The sequence below is a fragment of the Cohnella caldifontis genome, assembly GCF_029360585.1.
In the GTDB taxonomy this organism is placed as follows: Bacteria; Bacillota; Bacilli; order Paenibacillales; family Paenibacillaceae; genus Cohnella; species Cohnella caldifontis.
In genome coordinates, this window is record NZ_JAQZSJ010000008.1 from 42,884 (window position 1) to 62,289 (window position 19,406).

Here is a 19,406-nt window from a genome sequence, read left to right on the forward strand (position 1 = left end):
CGAACTAAAGGAGATGAATGAAAATCGACATCCCATTGGGAGTGCTGGATCACAGCTGGATTTTTCATGGGGATACGCCCGCCGAAGCCTTCCGCCAGACGGTTCAGTTAGCCAAGCGGGCCGAGGAATGGGGATACCGCAGGTTCTGGGTGTCCGAACACCACGATACGCCGAATATCGCCGGTTCGTCGCCGGAAGTGCTGATTTCGTACTTGCTCGCGAATACCGCGCGCATTCGCGTGGGCTCGGGCGGAGTGATGCTGCAGCACTACAGTCCGTATAAAGTGGCGGAAAATTTCAACGCCCTGGCCACTCTGGCTCCCGGGAGGGTGGACCTTGGGATCGGAAGGGCCGCGGGCGGTCTCCCCCGGTCCACTCGCGCGCTGAGACGGGGAAGCGGGGACATCCCGGACGTGGCGGATAAGCTTCGGGAACTGCAGCGCTTCCTTCAGGTTCCGCCGGAAGGGGAGCGTCCGCTCGCCGGGCTCCGCGCCCAACCGGTGCCTGAAATCCCGGCGCAAATCTTCATGTTGGGCGCGAGCGCGGACAGCGGAAAGCTGGCGGCGGAGCTCGGCCTCCCCTACGCGTATGCTTTAATCATCAACAAGGACGAAGATGTCGCGGCGAGGGCTTTCGATCATTACCGCCGAGCGTACCGTCATGGGGCGGGCGAGCAGCCGAGATCGCTGCTGGCGCTGTCGGTCATCGTGGCCGACACGGAAGAGGAGGCTGCCCGGCTGGCGGCGGACAACGTCCGGATCAAATTCCATCTTCCGGACGGACTTGCTTATACGGCCGTAACCCGGCAGGAAGCCGAGGCGTTCATCCGGCGGATCGGGGAACGTTATCCGACAACCGTGCAGGAAGCGGCCGACGTGTACGGATCGCCCGAGTCGGTCAGGCATCGGCTGCTTCGGCTGCAGGCCAAGTACGGCGTGGACGAATTCATCGTCTCCACCGTGGTAGCCGATTTTGCCGCCCGGCTGAGGTCCTATGAGTTGTTGATTCAAGCGGTTGGGAGGTGCACCCAATGACAGATACCGCAGGGACGGCATCCATGAGGGCTTTGTTCGCCCCGCTGGCCGTTCTGATCACGGGAGCCTTCATGGTGATGTTCGACAGCACGGCCATGAATTTGATCGTTCCGCTTCTGGTCAGGGAATACGGCGGCTCGTATCCGGTCGTCCAGTGGGTGATTACGGGCTACGTGCTCGCCGAATCCGCCATCATTCCGCTGACGGGGTGGCTGTGCGACCGATTCGGCACGAAAAGGATATTGCTGCTCGCGATCGGAACGTTTACGTTAGGCTCCTTATTGTGCCTGCTCGCCCAAGGAATCGATCAACTGATCGCTTCCCGCGTCATTCAAGGGTTGGGCGGCGGCATGGTCGTGCCGATCATGTTCGCCTACACTTACCGGATCAGTCCTCCCGACCGGGTCGGCAAAATCATGGCCGTCGTCGTCATTCCGATTCTGCTGGCGCCGGCCTTAGGACCGGTGGTGTCCGGGTTGATCGTCGATCACGCGTCATGGAGCTGGATTTTCGCCGTGAACCTGCCGATCGGCGCGACCGCGATCGCTCTGGGCATCCTGAAACTTCCGGAGCTCGAGCGGCTGCCGGTCGTGAGGCTGGATCTCCTCGGCATGCTGCTGGCTCCGATCGCATTCGCCGGCATCTGTTACGGAATCAGCGAAGGGGCAGCCGACTGGGGAGCGGCAAGGACCGTAACGAGCCTCTCGGTCGGCCTTGTTTTCCTGCTTGCGTTCGTCGTCTCGCAGCTGCGCCGACCGGACCCGTTGCTGGAGCTTCGCGTTTTCGGCTCCAGAGCGTTCACGGGCAATATCCTGATCGCGTGGATCGCCGTGTTCGTCCAGTTCGGCTCCTTGTTCCTCGTGCCCCAGTCGCTGCAGAACGCCAGAGGGTTCAGCGCGTTCGAAGCGGGCCTGATCATGCTTCCGTACGTGGTGTTCGCCGGGATCTCCAACCAAATCGGGGGACGGTTGTACGACAAATGGGGAATCAAAAGCGTCGCGCTCACCGGCTTCGCCATTCTCAGCGTCGGGATGTTCCTCATGTCCACGGTCACGGATCGCACGAGCGTGTGGACGATCGGGATCTACATGGTCGTCATCGGAGCCAGCGTCGGGTTCTGCGTCGTTCCCTTGAACATGAATTTGCTGAAGCTTTCCCCGCAGCATCTGACCGGGCGGGTTAGTTCGCTCTCGAGTTCCGTCCAGCAAGTCGTCGTGGCCCTCGCGATCTCGCTGCTGGCGAACTTGATCGCGAGCCGGCAAGGCTATTACGTGCAGGCCGGCGATCCCGCGGCGGCGGCCTGGACGCCGACGTTCCGGGACGTATTCGTCGTCCTTGCCGTTCTGTCCCTGATCGGTTTCGCGCTGAGCGCGACAATGCGCCGCCAAGAAGTTCCCAGGCAATGACACACACCCTTGTTCCCGCGGTATAATGGTGATATGATCATGGAAAACCCAAACCGATTGACCGGACCACCGGAGATGTGCTGTTGCCCACAGTGCGTCTCCTTTTTTGTTTTCCGGCATTACGAAAGGAGGTGATGGAAGTGAATCTCGAGAACATCGAGGCATTCGTCTACGTAATGCACTACGGCAGCTTCAACAAAGCGGCGGAAGCTTTGTATTTGTCCCAACCCTCCGTAACGGCGAGAATCCAATCGCTGGAGCGGGAGCTGGATTGCAAGCTGTTCGACCGCAACGGCAAACAAGTCCGGATCACGGAGGAAGGCAAGCGGTTTCTGCCTTATGCCCAGCAGCTCATGCTGACCTATCGCAAGGGCAGGCAGCTCATCGGCAGCAAGAAGGCCGTCCCCGACGAAGCGAGGATCGGGTGCACGGTTTCCGTCTCCAACTACCTGATCCCTCGGATTTTGCCGGTTCTCAGCCGCCAATTTCCGGAGACGACCTACAAATTCTCCACCGGCAGAACGGAAGAGATCGCGGATAAGGTGCTGGGCAGGGAGGTCGACATCGGATTCGTCCGCTATGTCGATCATCCGAATTTGCAGTCCGAGAAATTCTACGAGGATCCCATCCGTCTCTACGTGTTTCAAGGACACCCCTTCTTGCGGGAGAAAAAAGTGACGGTGGAAGCGATCGCGGAGCAGCCCCTCGTTTTTTTCGAATGCGGGGCGTTGGACTGGTTAAGGATCCACCGGATTTTCGAAAACTTGAACCGTCCGCCGAACATTCTCATCCAGACGGACAATTCGGAAATGGCGAAAAAATTGATCGTCCAGAAAGCGGGGATCGCGTTTTTGCCCGGCTTGTCGGCGGAACAGGAGGTGTTCGGCAAAAAGCTGTTTCCCGTTGCGGTTCCGGAAATCGAAGGCATCTCCCTGCAAACCAATCTCATTTACCGCCATGGAGAACAAACGCCGCTTCTGGATGCCTTATTGCAAATCGGCCGCGATTTGCGGAGAAACGGTGCATTCCGCCGCTTGGCCCAATCTTAGCGAAAATAACGAATGGAGGAAGATCGAAAATGAGTAAAATCGTCGTGATTGCGGGAAGCCCGAATCCGGCATCCAGGCTGAACGGACTGATCGGAAGCGCGGTGCGCCGCTGGCAGCAGGCCGGCATCGAAACGGGAACGATTCAAGTCGCGGAATTGCCGGCGGAAGCGCTGCTGAGCGCCCGCTATGCGGAATCCGCGATCGCCGAGGCGGTGTCGGCCGTCGAGCAGGCGGACGGCGTCGTCATTGCGGGACCGGTGTACAAGGCGGCTTATTCGGGGCTGCTCAAATCGTTCCTGGATTTGCTTCCGCAGACGGGCTTGGCCGGGAAAATCGCGCTGCCGCTGTTCATCGGGGGAACGATCGCCCATCTGCTCAGCGTGGAGTACGCGCTCAAACCGGTCATTTCGGCGCTGGGGGGAAGGCACGTGCTGGGCGGCGTTTACGCGGTGGATCAATGGGTCAATCGCCTCGAAGACGGGGGATTCGCCTTGTCGGAAGAACTCCAAGGCCGGCTCGACCGCGCGGCGGATGAGCTGGCGGAAGAGCTGAGATGGCTGGAATACCGCAGAAGCAGACAGCCTGCCCACGCGGCGGAGTAAGATCGGGAATTTGAATCCGGGAATCGAATTTCTCTATTAGCCCCCGCTTGCGGCGGATGGTAAAGTAAAGCCATACCTATAATTCTTACTTAACAGGTAGGAATTGTTGTAATTAAATCCCCGCAAGAAAGAGGAGAGAACCATGAGAAAAAAAGCAGGATGGTGGATCGCCGTCCTCGCGATTGCCTTGATCGCGACCGCATGCGGCAGCAAATCGGAATCGGCTCCCCCGTCGTCCTCGGCCGCCCAGACGCCAAGCGCCGAATCCCCGAGCTCGGCAACGCCGAGCGATGCATCGCCAAGCGCCGCCACGTCCGGCACGGCGTCGCCGAACGCACCGGCCGAAGCGAAGAAAATCGTCGTCGGCACCGGCACGCAATTCCCGCTCGTCTGCTTCATCGACGAGAACGGCAAGCTGACCGGGTTCGACGTCGAGCTCGTCCGGGAGATCGACAAACGTCTGCCCCAGTACGAGTTCGAATTCCAGACGCTCGACTTTTCCAACATCCTGCTCAGCCTCGAGACGAAGAAAATCGATTTCGGCGCGCACGAGTTCGAGAAAAACCCGGAGCGCTCGGAGAAATATTTGTTCAACCGCGAGCCTTACGCGCATTGGAAAAACAAAATCATCGTGGCCAAGGACAACGATTCCATTAAGACGCTGGACGATCTGGTCGGCAAGAAGGTGCTCACCGGCGCGACGAGCGCGGAGGCGCAGATCCTCGAGAATTACAACAAGTCCCACGACAAAAAGATCAACATCGTCTACCAGAGCGGGGCGGCCAACGACATGGTCAGCCAAATCACCACGGGGCGCGTCGTCGCCTCGATCGGCGCGGACTTCGCGCTGCCGCTCCTCGATCCGAAAGGTAAGCTCAAGACGGCCGGGGACGCGCTCAGCGAAGCGGATATCCTGTTCGTCTTCCGCAAGAACGACCCGGCTTCCCAAGAGTTGGCCGACGCCATCGACCTCGCGCTGAAAGAAGTGAAAGCCGACGGCACGCTGGCTAACCTTAGCAAACAATGGCTCGGTCAGGACTTCACGGAGTAAATCATGGAGCAGGAGTTCGATTTTACCTACGTGCTGCAGTTCATCCCGAAGATCCTGTCCACGCTGGGCACGACGCTGACCATCGTGGGCGGCTCCCTCGTGCTGGGGCTTGCGGCCGGGCTCTTGGCCGCTTTGCCCCGGCTGTACAAAATCCCGTTCCTTCGGCGGGTCAGCCAGGTCTACGTCTCGTTCTTCCGGGGCACGCCGATCCTGATCCAGCTGTTCCTGCTGTATTACGGGCTGCCTGAGCTGCTCAAGCAAGCGGACATCGACCTCTCCAAGACGCCCGTTCTCGTATTCGTCATCCTCACCTACGGCCTTCACGTGTCCGCTTACGTGTCCGAGATGATCCGGGCTTCCGTCGAATCCGTCGACCGGGGGCAAGTCGAAGCCGCCTATTCCGTCGGAATGAACGGGGTTCAGGCGTTCACCCGGATCGTGCTCCCGCAGGCGCTCGCGATCGCGGTGCCGGTCTTCGCGAATTTGCTGTTGGCGCTGCTAAAGGACACCTCTCTCGCCTTTACGCTCGGCGTGATGGAAATGACGGGCAAGGCGTCCTCGCTCACGACGCTGACCCAGCATTTCGTCGAAGCGTATCTCTCGCTCGCGCTCATCTATTTGGCCGTCTGCCTGGTGTTGGAGCGCTTGCTCCGCGTGCTGGAACGGAGGCTGCTTCGCCATGAAGCCCGGCCGGTCCCGGCCAAATCCTTCGAATCCTGGCGGACGAAATGGCTGCCGTTCGGGTTGCCGCAAGCCTTCAAATTGAGAAGCAAAGGGGGCGATGCGTAATGAAGCTGGATCCCTCGTTCATCTGGAAGGCGTTCGTGGAACTCTTGTCCGTCGTGCCGACGACGCTGCTCATCACGGTGGTCTCGGTCGCTTGCGGCCTCCTGATCGGTACGGCGATCGCCTTGATCCGCACGTTCCGGGTGCCGGTCCTGCATCCGGTCGCCGCCGCGTACGTCACCTTCTTCCGGGGCACGCCGATGATCACGCATTTGCTGCTCATCTATTTCGGAATGCCGCTGATCGTCGACGGAGTTTCCGCCTTTTTCGGCTGGCCGTTCCGGTCTTCCGCGATCCCGATGATCGCGTTCGCGCTGCTGTCCTTCTCCATTACGGCCGGCGCTTACGCTTCGGAAGTCGTGCGGTCGGGCCTCATCGCCGTCAGCAAGGGGCAGCTGGAAGCGGCTTATTCCATTGGAATGACGACGCCTCAGGCACTGCGGCGAATCGTGTTTCCGCAGGCATTCGCGGCAAGCTTGCCCAATATCACGCAGCTGTTCATCGGGATGCTCCATGGCAGCACGCTGGCGTTCGCCGTATCCGTCGTGGAGATCAACGCCAAAGCGCAGATCGTGGCGGCGACGAATTGGAAGTTCTTCGACGCCTACCTGGCGGCGGCCTTGATTTTCTGGGGGCTGACGGTGCTGATCGAGCGGGCGGCCGGCCTGCTGGAACGAAGGATCCAATTGTACAACCGAGGAGGGGTCGCATGATCCGGCTGCAAGGCATCGAGAAAAGCTTCGGGCGCCATCCGATGCTGAAGGGAATCGACCTCGAAATCGGCACGGGCGAGGTGGTCGTCATCTTGGGACCGAGCGGATCCGGGAAGACGACGCTGCTTCGGTGCCTGAACTTCCTCGAGAAGCCGAACGCGGGCCGAATCCGCGTCGGCGATTACGAGGTCGATTGCCGGACGGCGGGCAAGAAGGAGATCCAGCAGCTCCGGCTCCGGACCGCGATGGTGTTCCAGCAATACAACCTGTTTCGGCACAAAACGGCGCTGGAGAACGTGATGGAAGGCTTGCTGGTCGTCCGCAAGCTGCCGAAACGCGAGGCGCGCGAGCAAAGCGTACAGCTGCTGGAAAAGGTGGGGCTGGGGGGCAAATTGGACGCGTACCCCAGCCAGCTGTCCGGCGGCCAGCAGCAGCGGGTCGGCATCGCCCGCGCGCTGGCGCTGAATCCGGAAGTGATCCTGTTCGACGAGCCGACTTCGGCGCTCGATCCGGAGCTCGTCGGGGAGGTTCTGTCCGTCATCCGCAAAATCGCCAAAGAGGGCATCACGATGATCGTCGTCACGCACGAAATGGGATTCGCCCAGGACGTCGCGAACCATGTCGTCTTCATGGACGAGGGCAAAGTCGTGGAAGAAGGGCATCCGAACCGGCTATTCTCGTCGCCCAAGGAGGAGAGGACCCGCCAATTTCTGAAACGCATCACGCCGGATGGCGTGTATTCCATCTGACCAAAGGAGTGGGGGACATTGGGAATTCCGTTCGGGATTTTGGATCAAAGCATCGTGCATCCGGGCCAGACCCCGGCCGAAGCGTTGCAGTATACCGTAAAGCTGGCCCAATTCGCGGAGCGGCTGGGCTTCCGTCGGTTCTGGGTATCGGAGCATCATGACTCCGCGGGCGCGGCCGGCTCGTCTCCGGAAGTGCTCGTCTCCTACCTCCTCGCCCGTACGGAGCGCATCCGGGTCGGCTCCGGCGGGGTCATGCTGCAGCATTACAGCCCCTTCAAGGTGGCGGAGAACTTCAACGTGCTGGCCAGCCTCGCCCCGGGACGGGTGGACTTGGGCATCGGCCGCGCGCCGGGAGGACTTCCCCGGTCTACCAAAGCGCTGCAGAGAGGCGTGACGGAGGAGCGGTCGCTCGCGGACAAACTCGAAGAGCTGGAAGGTTATTTGGCCGGCCGGCAGGTCGAAGCGGGTCCGCTGGCGGGCATCCGGGCGACGCCGGTTCCGGATCAGCCCGCCGACCTCTACTTGCTGGGCACCAGCGTCTCGAGCGCGGAGCTGGCGGCGGAGCGCGGCTGCCCGTACGCGTTCGCGCTGTTCCTCAACAGCGACTATGAGACGGCCCGGCAAGCGTTCGAGGTTTACCGGCGGAAGTTCAATGCGGGGAAGGGAACGCGGCCGTACGCCCTCTTGGCCCTGTCGGCCATCGTCGCGGATACGGAGGAAGAAGCCTTAGAGCTGGCGGGCGATTTCAAATCCGTTCGGGTCACGCTGGCCAGCGGGAAGACGGTGAACGTCGGATCGCTGGAACAGGCCGAAGAATTCGCGCGGCAGGCCGGAGAGACGTATACGGCCGAGGTGAGGGACGCCGACATCGCCAAAGGGACGAAGGAGACGGTGCGCGCCCGGATCCTGGAGCTTCAGCGGGAATATGCCGTCGACGAATTCATTTTCACCACGATTCTGAAGGATTTCGGCCGCCGGATCCGCTCGTTCGAGCTGCTGAAGGAAGCTTTCCAGGAGCTGGCGGTATGAGCGGCGCCGCGGGATTGGAGCTGGAGCAGCGCCTGTCGGAGATGCGGAGGCGGCTGCACGAACAGCCGGAAATCGCCCACGAGGAATACGTCACGACGGCTACGATCCGCGGCTGGCTGCTCGAGGCCGGGATCCGGATCGCGGACTATCCGCTTCCGACCGGCGTGATCGCGGAGGTCGGGGGGAAGCGGGGCGGGCCGATCGTGGCCGTGCGGGCCGATATCGACGCCCTGCCGATCCAGGAGGCCACGGGTCTGCCGTTCGCTTCGAAACGCCCGGGATACATGCACGCCTGCGGCCATGATTTCCATACGGCGGCGGTACTCGGAGCGGCTCTGTTGCTGAAGGAACGGGAATCGGAACTGGCGGGCACCGTGCGATTCCTCTTCCAGCCGGCGGAGGAAAAGGCGTCGGGGGCGAAGCTGGTCATCGAGAGCGGGGCGCTGGAGGACGTGTCGGCGATATTCGGCCTGCACAACAAACCGGATCTGCCGGTCGGCACGGTCGGGGTGAAGGCCGGTCCGATCATGGCGGCGGCCGACGGATTCGCGGTCGAAGTCATGGGCCGCGGCAGCCACGCCGCTTCGCCGGAAGCGGGACGGGATCCTATCGTGAGCGCGGCCCACATCGTGACGGCGCTGCAATCGATCGTCAGCCGGGACGTGTCATCCCTGGACAGCGCGGTGGTCAGCGTCACCCGGTTCCATGCCGGCACCGCCTGGAACGTCATTCCGGAACGAGCGGCCTTCGACGGCACGATCCGGACGTTCGACGAGTCGGTGCGGGCCCGCGTGCTGGAAAAATTCGAGCGGGTCGTCCAAGGCATTGCCGAGGCGTACGGCACGCCGGCGGCCGTGAAGCGGATTCCGGGGCCTCCGCCCGTCCATAACGACGCCGATTGGGCCGAGCGGGTTGGGCGGACTGCGGAAAGACTAGGGCTGACCGTTGTAGAACCCCGCCCGTCGCCGGCGGGCGAAGATTTCGCCTTCTATTTGAAGCGGGTGCCCGGAGCATTCTTCTTCCTCGGCACTTCGGGACCGCACGAGTGGCACCATCCCGCCTTCGACGCGGACGAACGGGCGCTGCCGATCGCGGCCAAGCTGCTGGCCGCCGTTGCCGTCGATGCGATCGCCGGCTTGGCGGGCGAAGGGGCGGGGCGTTAGCGCATGGGGAAATCCAAATCGTACGACGTCATCATCGTCGGCGCGGGCTCCATGGGCATGAGCGCGGGATACCACTTGGCGCGGCGCGGAACGAGAACGCTGCTGATCGACGCGTTCGATCCTCCCCATGCCCATGGCAGCCATCACGGGGAGCCCCGGTTGATCCGGCACGCGTACGGCGGCGGACCGGCGTATATCCGCTTGGCGCTCCGGGCGGACCGGTTGTGGCGGGAGCTTGAGGAGAGAACGGGCGAACGGCTGCTCGTGCGTTCCGGCGTGCTGAACATGGTTCCCCGGTCTAACGGGGCTCTGGAGAAGCGTATCGGCGAAGCGAAGCTGTTCGGCGTGCCGGCGGAACGGCTGGACGCCGCGGAGATCCGCAAGCGCTGGCCGGGCGTGAAGGTGCCCGATACCTACGAGGGGATGTACGAACCGAACGCGGGTTACCTGAACAGCGAGTCATGCGTGGCCGCCTATCGCCGCCTGGCGCTGGAGGCGGGAGCCGAGCTGCTGACCGGCACGTTCGTGACGGACGTGAAGGTCGCCGGCCAGTCGCTCGCTTTCGTGTCCACCGTTCAAGACGTCTACGTAGCGGACAACGTCATCCTTTGCGCGGGGGCGTGGTTTCGCCGGCTTCAGTCTTTCGCGCCCGTTCCCGTCCGCGCGCTGCGCAAGACGGTCGGCTGGTTCGAGGCCGGAGCGGAATACGCCGAGGGCGCGTTCCCGGGTTTCACGCTGGGTACGCCGCACGGCGCGTATTACGGATTTCCCGACATCGGCGGCGCGGGGTTCAAAATCGGCCGGCACGACGGAGGACGGGAATGGAAACCGGGAGAGGATTTCGCCCCGTTCGGAGCCTATCCGGAGGACGAAGCCGATTTGCGGGACGCGTTGGAACGTTACTTCCCCGGGGCTGCGGGCAGACGGCTGCGCGGAGCGGCTTGCAAATACGAGATGTCGCCCGACGAGCACTTCATCGTCGACAGCCACCCGGAGCATCCGAACGTGCTGCTGGCCGGGGGATTTTCGGGACACGGCTTCAAGTTCGCCAGCGCCGTCGGCGAGCTGCTCGCGGAATTGACGATCGACCGGAAGACGGAGCTGGATGTGGGCATGTTCTCGCTGGAACGTTTTCGAACGGAAACGACAAAAAGCGCGGAAAGCGCGGGAGGTACCGGATGAGATGAGCGGCGCCGTTAACTTGACGGAATATTTGGGAACGTACGATCGGCTGCAAGACGCGATCGAAGGGCTGACGGAGGAACAACTGAAACGCAAACCCGCCCCGGGTCATTGGAGCATCACGGAGGTGATCGCGCATTTGGCCGACCACAACATCGTGGTGTCCTTCCGGATACGGGAAATTTTGTCGGGCTCCGGGGTCCGCCTGCCGGCGTTCAACCAGGATCCTTGGATCGACGGGCAAAAAGCGAATCAAGGCAATGCATCCGACTTCCTGCAAGCGTTCCGGGCGCTGCTCGTGCACAACGCGCAGTTGTTCGTGCGCTTGGATCCGGAAGATTGGAGCAAACCCGGGGTGAATTACAAAGGGGAAACCGTGACGCTGGCCGGGGTCGTTCAAGGCTTCATCGATCATGTAGGGCGCCACTTGGGGCAAATCGAACGGATCAAAAAAGCATGAGATGAGGTGGATGCGATGGGGGAACGGGAAATCGCGGTTCGGGAAGCGCGGGATTCGGACCGGGAGGCTGTCCGGGACGTTCTGTTGTCCGCGTACGGCCAATATGAAGCCGTGCTGCCGGCGGAGCGCTGGCGGCAGTACAAGGACGATATCGTTGCTTCGGTGACGAAGGAAGGCCCCAAGGTCAGGCTGGTGGCCGAATGGGACGGCCGCGTGGCGGGAACGGCGCTTTTGTTCGATTCCTCGCTCTCCGCATACGGAACGGATATCGGGATCGATTCGCCGATCATCCGGCTCCTCGCGGTCAAGCCGGAAGCGCGGGGCCGCGGCATCGCCACCGCGCTGCTCCGGGAGGGCGCGCGTCTCGCCGCGGCGTGGGGAGCGGAGACGCTGCACCTGCACACGTCCGACATGATGGCGTCCGCCGTGCGCCTGTATGAGCGGCTGGGGTTCGAGCGGGCGTACGACAAGGAGTTTTACAACGGCGAGCACCTGGTGAAGAGCTATCGGCTCCATTTGAAGCAGGCCGATCTGCTGCAAACGCACGGATAAGAAGGAGGAGACGGGCATGGCCAATCGGAAAAAACTGAAGCTCGGCGCGATGATCCACGGCGTCGGCGGCAACATCTCGGCTTGGCGGCATCCGGAGGTCCCGGCGGACGCCAGCGTCAGCTTTCCGTTCTACAAGCAGCAGGCTCAGACGGCCGAAGCGGGATTATTCGACCTCGTGTTCATCGCGGACGGACTGTATATCACGGAAAAATCGATCCCCCATTTCCTGAACCGGTTCGAGCCGATGACGATCTTGTCTGCGCTTGCGGCCGTTACATCGAAGATCGGCCTGGTGGGCACGCTCTCTACCTCTTACAGCGAACCGTTCACCGTCGCCCGCCAATTCGGTTCCCTCGACCATATCAGCGGTGGCCGCGCCGGGTGGAACGTCGTGACGTCTCCGCTGGAGGGGTCGGCCCGCAATTACGGGAAGAAGGAGCATCCGACCCATGACGAGCGCTACCGGATCGCCGAGGAATACCTGGAAGTGACGCGCGGGCTGTGGGATTCCTGGGAGGACGACGCTTTCGTCCGCGACAAGAAGACCGGGGTGTTCTTCGATCCGTCGAAAATGCACCGGCTGAACCATCAAGGAACGTACTTCTCCGTCGAAGGCCCGCTCAACATCGCGCGTTCCAAGCAGGGGCATCCGGTCGTTTTCCAGGCCGGTTCCTCGGAGAGCGGCAAAAACCTGGCGGCCAAAAGCGCGGACGCCGTCTTCACCGGGCACGAAACGATCGAGGAGGCGCAGGCGTTTTACCGGGAGGTCAAAGCCCGCGCGGCGGCCCTCGGACGCTCCCCCGACGACATCGTGATCATGCCGGGCGTCGGACCGATCATCGGGCGGACGGAGGAGGAGGCCGAGCGCAAGTACAGGGAAATCGCGGAGCTCGTCTCCATCGACAAAGCGCTCGATTACTTAGGCCGGTTTTTCGAACACCACGATTTCTCCCGATATCCGCTCGACGAGCCGTTCCCGGACATCGGCGATCTCGGCAGCAACAGCTTCCGCAGCGGTACCGACAAGATCAAGCGGACCGCCAGGGAGCAAGGCTTGACCCTGCGCGAAGTCGCCTTGAGGGCGGCCACGCCGAAACCCGAGTTTCTCGGCACGCCGGAGAAAATCGCCGACTTGATCGAACGGTGGTATCGGGAAGAGGCGTGCGACGGCTTGATCATCCACTCCGCGACCCCGGGCGGGCTGCGGGATTTCGTGGAAGGGGTCGTGCCGATTCTTCAGGGCAAAGGGATTTACCGCACGGAATACGAGTCGGACACGCTGCGCGGCAACCTGGGGCTGCCGATCCCGGCGAACCGCTACGCGCTTCAGCGCGCGGGTAAATAAATGCTCGGTTTACCGGAGTCCAAGACCTTACCAAAGGTCTTGGACTCTTTGCAATCGCGGGGAGCTCTCCGGCTCCGGCTTCCGCCCGGGCCGAATCGCCAATAATGCGGCCAAGCAGGAGGCCGCGCTCGCGATGGCGAGGGTCCAGAACAAAGCGGAAGTCGACCCGCGCATGAGCAAGGATGCCGCCGGCGGGCCGGCCGCGACGCCCAGGAAACGCATGCTGCTGTATAGGGAGCCGATCGTGCCGCGCTGCTCCTTCTCGATTCCTTCCGTGATCAAGGCGTCCGAGCAGGGAAGCGCGGCGCCGATTCCGATCCCGGCCGCGCTTAGGCAGGCCATGCGCCCGACGACGGACGGGAAAGCCAAGCAGCCGGCGATGGCGGCCGCCGCCAGGAAAAATCCGAAGGTGATCAGCCATTTCATCAGCTTTTTGCGCTCGCCGATGCATTTGCCGACGATGAAAGAGGTCAGGCAGAGGAACGTGAGCGGAATGGCCAGGACGCAGCCTTTGAGGATCCCTTTTAAATGATGTTCGTTCTCCAGCGTCTCCGACAAATAAAAAAGCGTCCCGAAAAGCACGAACATCCCGATGCCCCCGATGGCGAACAGGGCCGTAATCCAGCGGACTTTCGAGAGATACAGGCGAAACGTGGAACGGATGAACGTTTTGAACGGCAACGGTTTCTCTTGCTCCCGCTTCGGCTTGCGGACGAGGAACGCGACAAGCAGGATCGAGATCGCGCAGAAGACGGGAATGGACCAGAACGGGACGGACCACGCCCACAAGGCCAGCGCGGAGCCGACGATCGGGCTCAGCACTTTGCCGAACGTATTGGCCGTTTCGACGATGCCGAGCCCGGCGCTGACCTGCTCCTTCTCCCGGTACAGATCCCCGACGAGCGGAATGACGATCGGCATCGCTCCCGCGGCCCCCAATCCTTGCAGGATCCGTCCGGCAAGAATCCAACCGTAAGCGTTCGAATGGAATCCGGAAGCGAAGCCGCATAAAGCCCCTCCGGCTCCCGCGAGGGCGAGGCAAGGCAGGATGACCGCCTTGCGTCCCGCCCGGTCCGACAAGTAACCGGCAACCGGGATGAACAGAATCGCCATGACGGAGTACACCGTAATCAGCATGCTGGACTGCAGCCCGCTGACGTTCAGGTGTTTCTCGATGGCCGGAAGAATGGGAATGAGCATCGAATTGCCAAGCGTCATGATCAAAGGAATGGAGGCGAGAGCGAATAAATCGCCTTTATGGCCGGCTTGCACAGCGGTTCACCTCTAGGGCATCCCGATCCTGCAGATGCATTGTTAATACTACTATGCTCATCGGAATTATAGAACATTCCTCGCTCCGATGGTTTTGAGTCCGAAGCGGCGAATTTCCCATCGAGGAGGGAATTTGGCATCTTCCATCGAATTGTGGAGATGGAACCCGGCCGCTTCGGTCAGGCGCAAGTCAACGGACATCGGAAAGGCGGATCCCCATGACTTTTCTAAGACGCATAAGGCAATACCGGGTCTACCGGCGGATGGTGCTGTCTTATTTGCTGCTGTCCGTCGTGACGATCTCTTTGCTGTCCAGCCTTCTGTACGCCATGTTCTCCGCGCGGGCGGTGCAAGAGGTGGACCGCTCGTCCCGGCAAATGCTGACGCAGGTCAGCTACACCTCCAACGTCGTCTACGAGCAGGTGCAGCGGATCACGGGGCAGCTGCTGAGCGACCAGGTCATCATTTCGTTCCTCTACGCCAAGGAAGACGACAAGACGGTGGATTACGCGGCGAACCTGTTTCTCGCGCGGATCCAAGGCATCTACCCGTTCATTAAAAATTTAGGCATTTACAACCTGTCCACCGGAGCTTACGTTGATACGCTCGGGCTGGCGCCGGACCCCGGCATGGTGAGAAGGGAGGAAACGAGCTATTTCGGCTTTTTTCCCCGGACCGTCACGTCGCTCGGCGGCAGCGCTTACCGGATGCTGACCTTTAAAATCATTCCCGGGCGGTCCTTCTCGAACGCGCCGGAATCGGCCATCGTCGTCGATTTGGACGAGAACTACATCCGCAGCACGATGCAGCGGATCAGCGGATCGTCGCGCGAATCGCGGACCTTCGTCATGGACGCGTCCGGCACGGTGCTGTCGCACTCCGACCCCGCGCATTTCATGGCGAATTTCGGCACATACGATTACGTTCGGCGGATTCTCTCGGATCCGAACGCGGAAGGCAGCTTCAGCAAACGGATCGACGGTCAAAAGCAGCTGGTCACTTACGTGAAATCTTCGGCGCTGGATTGGTATTTCGTCAGCGTCCGTCCTTACGCGGAGACGATCTCGAACATTACGGAGCTCCGCGATTGGACGATCTTCATCGCCGCCCTGCTGCTGGTGGCCGGGGCCGGGGGCTCGCTGCTGCTCAGCAGCAATATCTACAACCCGATCAAGACGCTGCTCGACAAAGTGAACGCGGCTTCGGGCGCCGGAAGCGGGTCCTTGCTCCGGCTCGACGAGTACCAAATGCTCTCCGAGGCGTTCTCGCATTCGATCGAGGCCGCCCGAACGATGCAGTCCAGCCTGAAGCAGTCCCAAAGCGCGCTGCAGGACGCTTACTTGGTTCGCTTGCTGAAAGGGAACGCGAGCAAAATCGAGGTGTCCGCCGAGCTGAAGCGGGAAGTGGAGCAACGGCTGGCCGGGCCTTCTCTCAGGGTCATCCTGCTGAAAATCGACGATTGGAGGACGTTCCGCGAAACCCACAACGCCTTCGACCGGGGGCTGTACCGTTTCGCGGTCCACAATATCGCCCAGGAGATCCTCGGCCAGTCTTACTCCCTGGCCGCCGCCAATCCGGAAGAGGACGAGATCACGCTGATCCTTCGGACCGAGACGGAGAAGCCGGGCAGCAGGCTGTTCCTGCTGCTGGGCGAAGTCCAGGACGCCGTGAGGGAATATTACCGGGTCAGCTTGTCCGTCAGCGTCGGGGATCCGGCGGATTCGCTCAGCGAAATTTCCGATTCGTACAAGTCGGCGCAGGCTTACATGACGTCCCGGTTTTTCCTGGGACATGGCTGCGTGGCGACGGAGGGCACGATGCGGGAAAGCCGGGAGGCACCCGAACGCTACCCGGCGGCCATCGAGAAGCGGCTGCTGGAAGCGGTCCGGCTCGGCCACCGCTCAGCCGTGCGGCAGGAAATCGCGGGATTCCGGTCCGTGCTGTCCGACTGCGCTTACGGCCAGGCCGTGCGGAATATCCATTTCCTCGTGCTGGCGATCGTCCGGGAGTTCGAGTATTTGGCGGAATGGTGGAGCGTCGACGACGAGCGGCTGTATCGTTCGGCGGACGACATCCGGGAGGCCGAGACGCTGGAGGAGGTCGAGAAACGGCTGACGGCTTTGTGCTTTACGATCGTGGATATTCTGGAGGAAAACCGCAAAAACCTGAGCGTCACCAAAAACGCCAAAATCGTCGAGGAAATCCAGCGGTTCGTGCGGGAGCATTACGCCGAGCACGGCTTGTCGCTGGAAGCCGCCGCGGAGCAAGCCGGCTATTCGTCCGGTTACATCGGCAAGCTGTTCAAAAGCATGACGGGGACCGCCTTCAACGATTACGTGACGCACATCCGGATGGAACGGGCGAAAACGCTGCTGGCGGAGACGAACGATTCCGTCGCCCAGATCGGCGAGAAAGTCGGCGTGTACAACGTCCCGTATTTCACGACGCTGTTCAAAAAGAAGTACGGGATCACGCCCTCGCAATACCGGGAGCAGGCGGGGCGCGGCGAGGACTCGGCGGGTTGAATGGCCGAGGTAAATTGCCCGAACTCCCGTGCCTCCGGCGGAATAGCGTACGTCGTACGTTAATTTGCTCGAACTCCCGTGCCTCCGGCGGAATAGCGTACGTCGTACGTTAATTTGCTCGAACTCCCGTGCCTCCAGCGGAATAACGTACGTCGTACGTTAGTTTGCCCGAACTCCCGTGCCTCCGGCGGAATAGCGTACGTCGTACGTTAATTTGCTCGAACTCCCGTGCCTCCGGCGGAATAACGTACGTCGTACGTTAATTTGCTCGAACTCCCGTGCCTCCAGCGGAATAACGTACGTCGTACGTTAGTTTGCCCGAACTCCCGTGCCTCCGGCGGAATAGCGTACGTCGTACGTTAATTTGCTCGAACTCCCGTGCCTCCGGCGGAATAACGTACGTCGTACGTTAATTTGCTCGAACTCCCGTGCCTCCGGCGGAATAACGTACGTCGTACGTTAATTTGCAGTCGCCTTCATTCATCGCCCGATCGCGCGATCGGGCCTTTTCCCGTGCCGTTTTTTTCGCCTCCGGATCGCGTTTTTGATATTGAAATCTCCATTTTGAAAGCATGATTTCCGATTCGTGAAAGCATAGCCGAAACTCGAAATTTACAAGCTTCCGGAGTCCCCGGTATGATCGAACCACGAAAGAGGCAAGGGGTGCTGACATGGCAAGTTTCCTGCGAGAGCTGGCGAGAAACCGGTATTCCTACCTGCTGGTCCTGCCTGCCGCGGCGTACGTGTTCCTGTTCTCGTACGCGACGTACCCGTTTTTGATGATCGCGTTTCAGCGCTTCAATTATCAGAAGGGTCCGTTTCGCAGCGAGTGGATCGGCCTGGAGAACTTCCGGTTCTTCTTCCAATCGCGCGAAGCCGTCCGGGTGATCGCGAACACGCTGCAATTGAACGTGCTGTTCATGATCGCCGTGACGGTCTTCGCGGTGGCGCTGGCGCTGCTGTTTAACGAGATCCGCAGCCGGCTGTTCATGCGGTTCGCCCAAACGACGATGATCTTCCCGAATTTCCTGTCCTGGATCATCGTCAGCTACATGATGTACAGCCTGTTCACGATGGATTACGGGATCATCAACCAGGCGCTCCAATGGTTCGGCGCCGAGCCGGTCAACTGGTATTCCACCGCCAAAGCCTGGCCGGCCATCCTCGTCGGCATGAAAGTATGGAAGGAAGCCGGCATGTCGTCGATCATCTACCTGGCCGCCATCACCGCCATCGACGGATCGCTGTACGAATCCGCGGACATCGACGGAGCCACGCGCTGGCAGAAAATGAGGCGGATCACGCTGCCGCTGCTGGCGCCCACGATCGCGATCCTGACGCTGCTGAACCTCGGCAAAATTTTCTACGGGGACTTCGGCATGATCTACGCGATCATCGGCGACAACGGCGTGCTGTATCCGACGACCGACGTTATCGATACGTACGTGTACCGCGCCCTGCGTCAAATCGGGGATCCGTCCAATGCCGCCGCGGTCGGCCTGTTCCAATCCGTGGTCGGGCTGCTGCTGGTGTTCGCGGCCAACTGGGTCACCCGCAGAACGTTCAAGGAAGGGGCGTTGTACTGATGACGGCAAGAAGACGATTCACGATCGGCACGCTGCTCATCTACCTGGCCCTCGCGTTGTTTTCCCTGATTTGCCTGCTGCCCATGGTCTTGACGCTGACGGTCTCGCTGTCGTCCGAAGACAGCATCATTGAGCACGGGTACCGGTTGATTCCGGATCAGTGGTCGCTGGACGGGTACCGGACCATTTTCGTGAACAGCGCGCTCATTTTCCGGGGCTACCTCATCTCGATCGTCGTGACGGTGGCCGGTTCGGCGCTGGCCTTGCTCGTCACGGCGCTGGCCGCGTACCCGCTGGCCAACCCGAACGTGAAGTACCGGAACGTGCTGTCGCTGTATTTTTTCATCACGATGCTGTTCAACGGGGGGCTCGTCCCCTGGTATCTGATGTGCGTGAAGCTCGGCCTGACGAACAACCTGCTCTCGCTCATCGTGCCCATGCTGATGTTCAACGCCTTCAACATGTTCCTGGTCCGCAACTTCATGGAGGGGATTCCGGGGGAACTGCGGGAATCCGCCTACATCGACGGGGCGAACGACCTGCGCATCGCGTTCCGGATTTACATGCCGCTGTGCGTGCCCGTCCTGGCCACCGTCACGCTGTTTTACGCGCTGGCGTACTGGAACGACTGGTTCAACGCGATCATGCTGGTCGACAACAAGAAGCTGTATCCGCTCCAATACATCCTGTTCCAGCTGCGCTCCAACATCCAGATGCTCGAGATGCTGCCGAACGGGGCGAAAACCGAATACACGCTGCCGGCGGAATCGACCAAGATGGCGACCGTCATTATCACGATCGGGCCGATCGTGTTCCTCTACCCCTATTTGCAGCGCTATTTCACCAAAGGTCTCGTCATCGGGGCCGTGAAAGGCTGAAGCGGCATCATCGGGCTTTATATC

The 19,406-nt window shown here is 61.2% G+C and carries 18 protein-coding genes; 17 read left to right on the forward strand and 1 reads right to left on the reverse strand.

What is annotated here, in order from left to right; all coding sequences use genetic code 11:
- Positions 1 to 23: 23 nt before the first annotated feature.
- From PTZ19_RS13090 to PTZ19_RS13155, 14 genes are all read left to right on the forward strand, one after another.
- Positions 24 to 1,034, forward strand: a complete 1,011-nt coding sequence (locus PTZ19_RS13090; protein ID WP_276355431.1) for an LLM class flavin-dependent oxidoreductase — start codon at positions 24 to 26, stop codon at positions 1,032 to 1,034.
- Positions 1,031 to 2,440 carry a DHA2 family efflux MFS transporter permease subunit gene (locus PTZ19_RS13095; RefSeq protein WP_276355070.1) on the forward strand — a complete coding sequence of 470 codons (1,410 nt, stop codon included), beginning with the start codon at positions 1,031 to 1,033 and terminating at the stop codon, positions 2,438 to 2,440. The genes PTZ19_RS13090 and PTZ19_RS13095 overlap by 4 nt, the downstream gene beginning before the upstream one ends.
- 134 nt (positions 2,441 to 2,574) lie before the next feature.
- Positions 2,575 to 3,489, forward strand: coding sequence for a LysR family transcriptional regulator (locus PTZ19_RS13100; protein WP_339329328.1), 915 nt, complete (start codon positions 2,575 to 2,577; stop codon positions 3,487 to 3,489).
- 29 nt (positions 3,490 to 3,518) lie between these two features.
- A complete protein-coding gene (gene ssuE, locus PTZ19_RS13105; protein ID WP_276355075.1) occupies positions 3,519 to 4,091 on the forward strand; it encodes an NADPH-dependent FMN reductase in 573 nt (190 codons plus the stop codon).
- Positions 4,092 to 4,233: 142 nt separating this feature from the next.
- Complete coding sequence (locus PTZ19_RS13110) at positions 4,234 to 5,142, forward strand: transporter substrate-binding domain-containing protein (protein WP_276355077.1); 909 nt, start codon at positions 4,234 to 4,236, stop codon at positions 5,140 to 5,142.
- A gap of 3 nt (positions 5,143 to 5,145) precedes the next feature.
- Positions 5,146 to 5,931, forward strand: a complete 786-nt coding sequence (locus PTZ19_RS13115; RefSeq protein ID WP_276355080.1) for an amino acid ABC transporter permease — start codon at positions 5,146 to 5,148, stop codon at positions 5,929 to 5,931.
- A complete protein-coding gene (locus PTZ19_RS13120; RefSeq protein WP_276355082.1) occupies positions 5,931 to 6,641 on the forward strand; it encodes an amino acid ABC transporter permease in 711 nt (236 codons plus the stop codon). The genes PTZ19_RS13115 and PTZ19_RS13120 overlap by 1 nt, the downstream gene beginning before the upstream one ends.
- Positions 6,638 to 7,390 carry an amino acid ABC transporter ATP-binding protein gene (locus tag PTZ19_RS13125; RefSeq protein ID WP_276355084.1) on the forward strand — a complete coding sequence of 251 codons (753 nt, stop codon included), beginning with the start codon at positions 6,638 to 6,640 and terminating at the stop codon, positions 7,388 to 7,390. The genes PTZ19_RS13120 and PTZ19_RS13125 overlap by 4 nt, the downstream gene beginning before the upstream one ends.
- Positions 7,391 to 7,408: 18 nt before the next feature.
- Complete coding sequence (locus PTZ19_RS13130; RefSeq protein ID WP_276355089.1) at positions 7,409 to 8,419, forward strand: LLM class flavin-dependent oxidoreductase; 1,011 nt, start codon at positions 7,409 to 7,411, stop codon at positions 8,417 to 8,419.
- Positions 8,416 to 9,582, forward strand: a complete 1,167-nt coding sequence (locus PTZ19_RS13135) for an amidohydrolase (protein WP_276355091.1) — start codon at positions 8,416 to 8,418, stop codon at positions 9,580 to 9,582. Before PTZ19_RS13130 ends, PTZ19_RS13135 begins: the two co-directional genes overlap by 4 nt.
- 3 nt (positions 9,583 to 9,585) lie before the next feature.
- Complete coding sequence (solA, locus tag PTZ19_RS13140) at positions 9,586 to 10,764, forward strand: N-methyl-L-tryptophan oxidase (protein WP_276355094.1); 1,179 nt, start codon at positions 9,586 to 9,588, stop codon at positions 10,762 to 10,764.
- Between the two features lies 1 nt (position 10,765).
- On the forward strand, positions 10,766 to 11,224 hold the full coding sequence (locus tag PTZ19_RS13145; protein ID WP_276355095.1) for a DinB family protein: 459 nt from the start codon (positions 10,766 to 10,768) through the stop codon (positions 11,222 to 11,224).
- 15 nt (positions 11,225 to 11,239) lie between these two features.
- Positions 11,240 to 11,776 carry a GNAT family N-acetyltransferase gene (locus PTZ19_RS13150; RefSeq protein WP_276355097.1) on the forward strand — a complete coding sequence of 179 codons (537 nt, stop codon included), beginning with the start codon at positions 11,240 to 11,242 and terminating at the stop codon, positions 11,774 to 11,776.
- A gap of 16 nt (positions 11,777 to 11,792) precedes the next feature.
- Positions 11,793 to 13,121, forward strand: a complete 1,329-nt coding sequence (locus PTZ19_RS13155; RefSeq protein WP_276355099.1) for an LLM class flavin-dependent oxidoreductase — start codon at positions 11,793 to 11,795, stop codon at positions 13,119 to 13,121.
- A 27-nt stretch (positions 13,122 to 13,148) separates the two neighbouring features.
- On the opposite strand, the gene PTZ19_RS13160 is transcribed toward PTZ19_RS13155, so the two are convergent.
- Positions 13,149 to 14,339 (reverse strand): MFS transporter, encoded by a 1,191-nt coding sequence (locus tag PTZ19_RS13160; protein WP_276355433.1) that lies wholly within the window; start codon positions 14,337 to 14,339, stop codon positions 13,149 to 13,151.
- Between the two features lie 272 nt (positions 14,340 to 14,611).
- On the opposite strand from PTZ19_RS13160, the gene PTZ19_RS13165 reads away from it, so the two are divergent.
- The 3 genes from PTZ19_RS13165 (at position 14,612) to PTZ19_RS13175 (ending at position 19,382) form a co-directional block, all read left to right on the forward strand.
- Complete coding sequence (locus PTZ19_RS13165) at positions 14,612 to 16,918, forward strand: AraC family transcriptional regulator (protein WP_276355101.1); 2,307 nt, start codon at positions 14,612 to 14,614, stop codon at positions 16,916 to 16,918.
- A gap of 671 nt (positions 16,919 to 17,589) precedes the next feature.
- Positions 17,590 to 18,504, forward strand: coding sequence for an ABC transporter permease (locus tag PTZ19_RS13170; RefSeq protein WP_276355104.1), 915 nt, complete (start codon positions 17,590 to 17,592; stop codon positions 18,502 to 18,504).
- Positions 18,504 to 19,382: a carbohydrate ABC transporter permease gene (locus PTZ19_RS13175; RefSeq protein ID WP_276355106.1), complete on the forward strand. Its 879-nt coding sequence runs from the start codon at positions 18,504 to 18,506 to the stop codon at positions 19,380 to 19,382. Before PTZ19_RS13170 ends, PTZ19_RS13175 begins: the two co-directional genes overlap by 1 nt.
- Positions 19,383 to 19,406 lie beyond the last annotated feature (24 nt).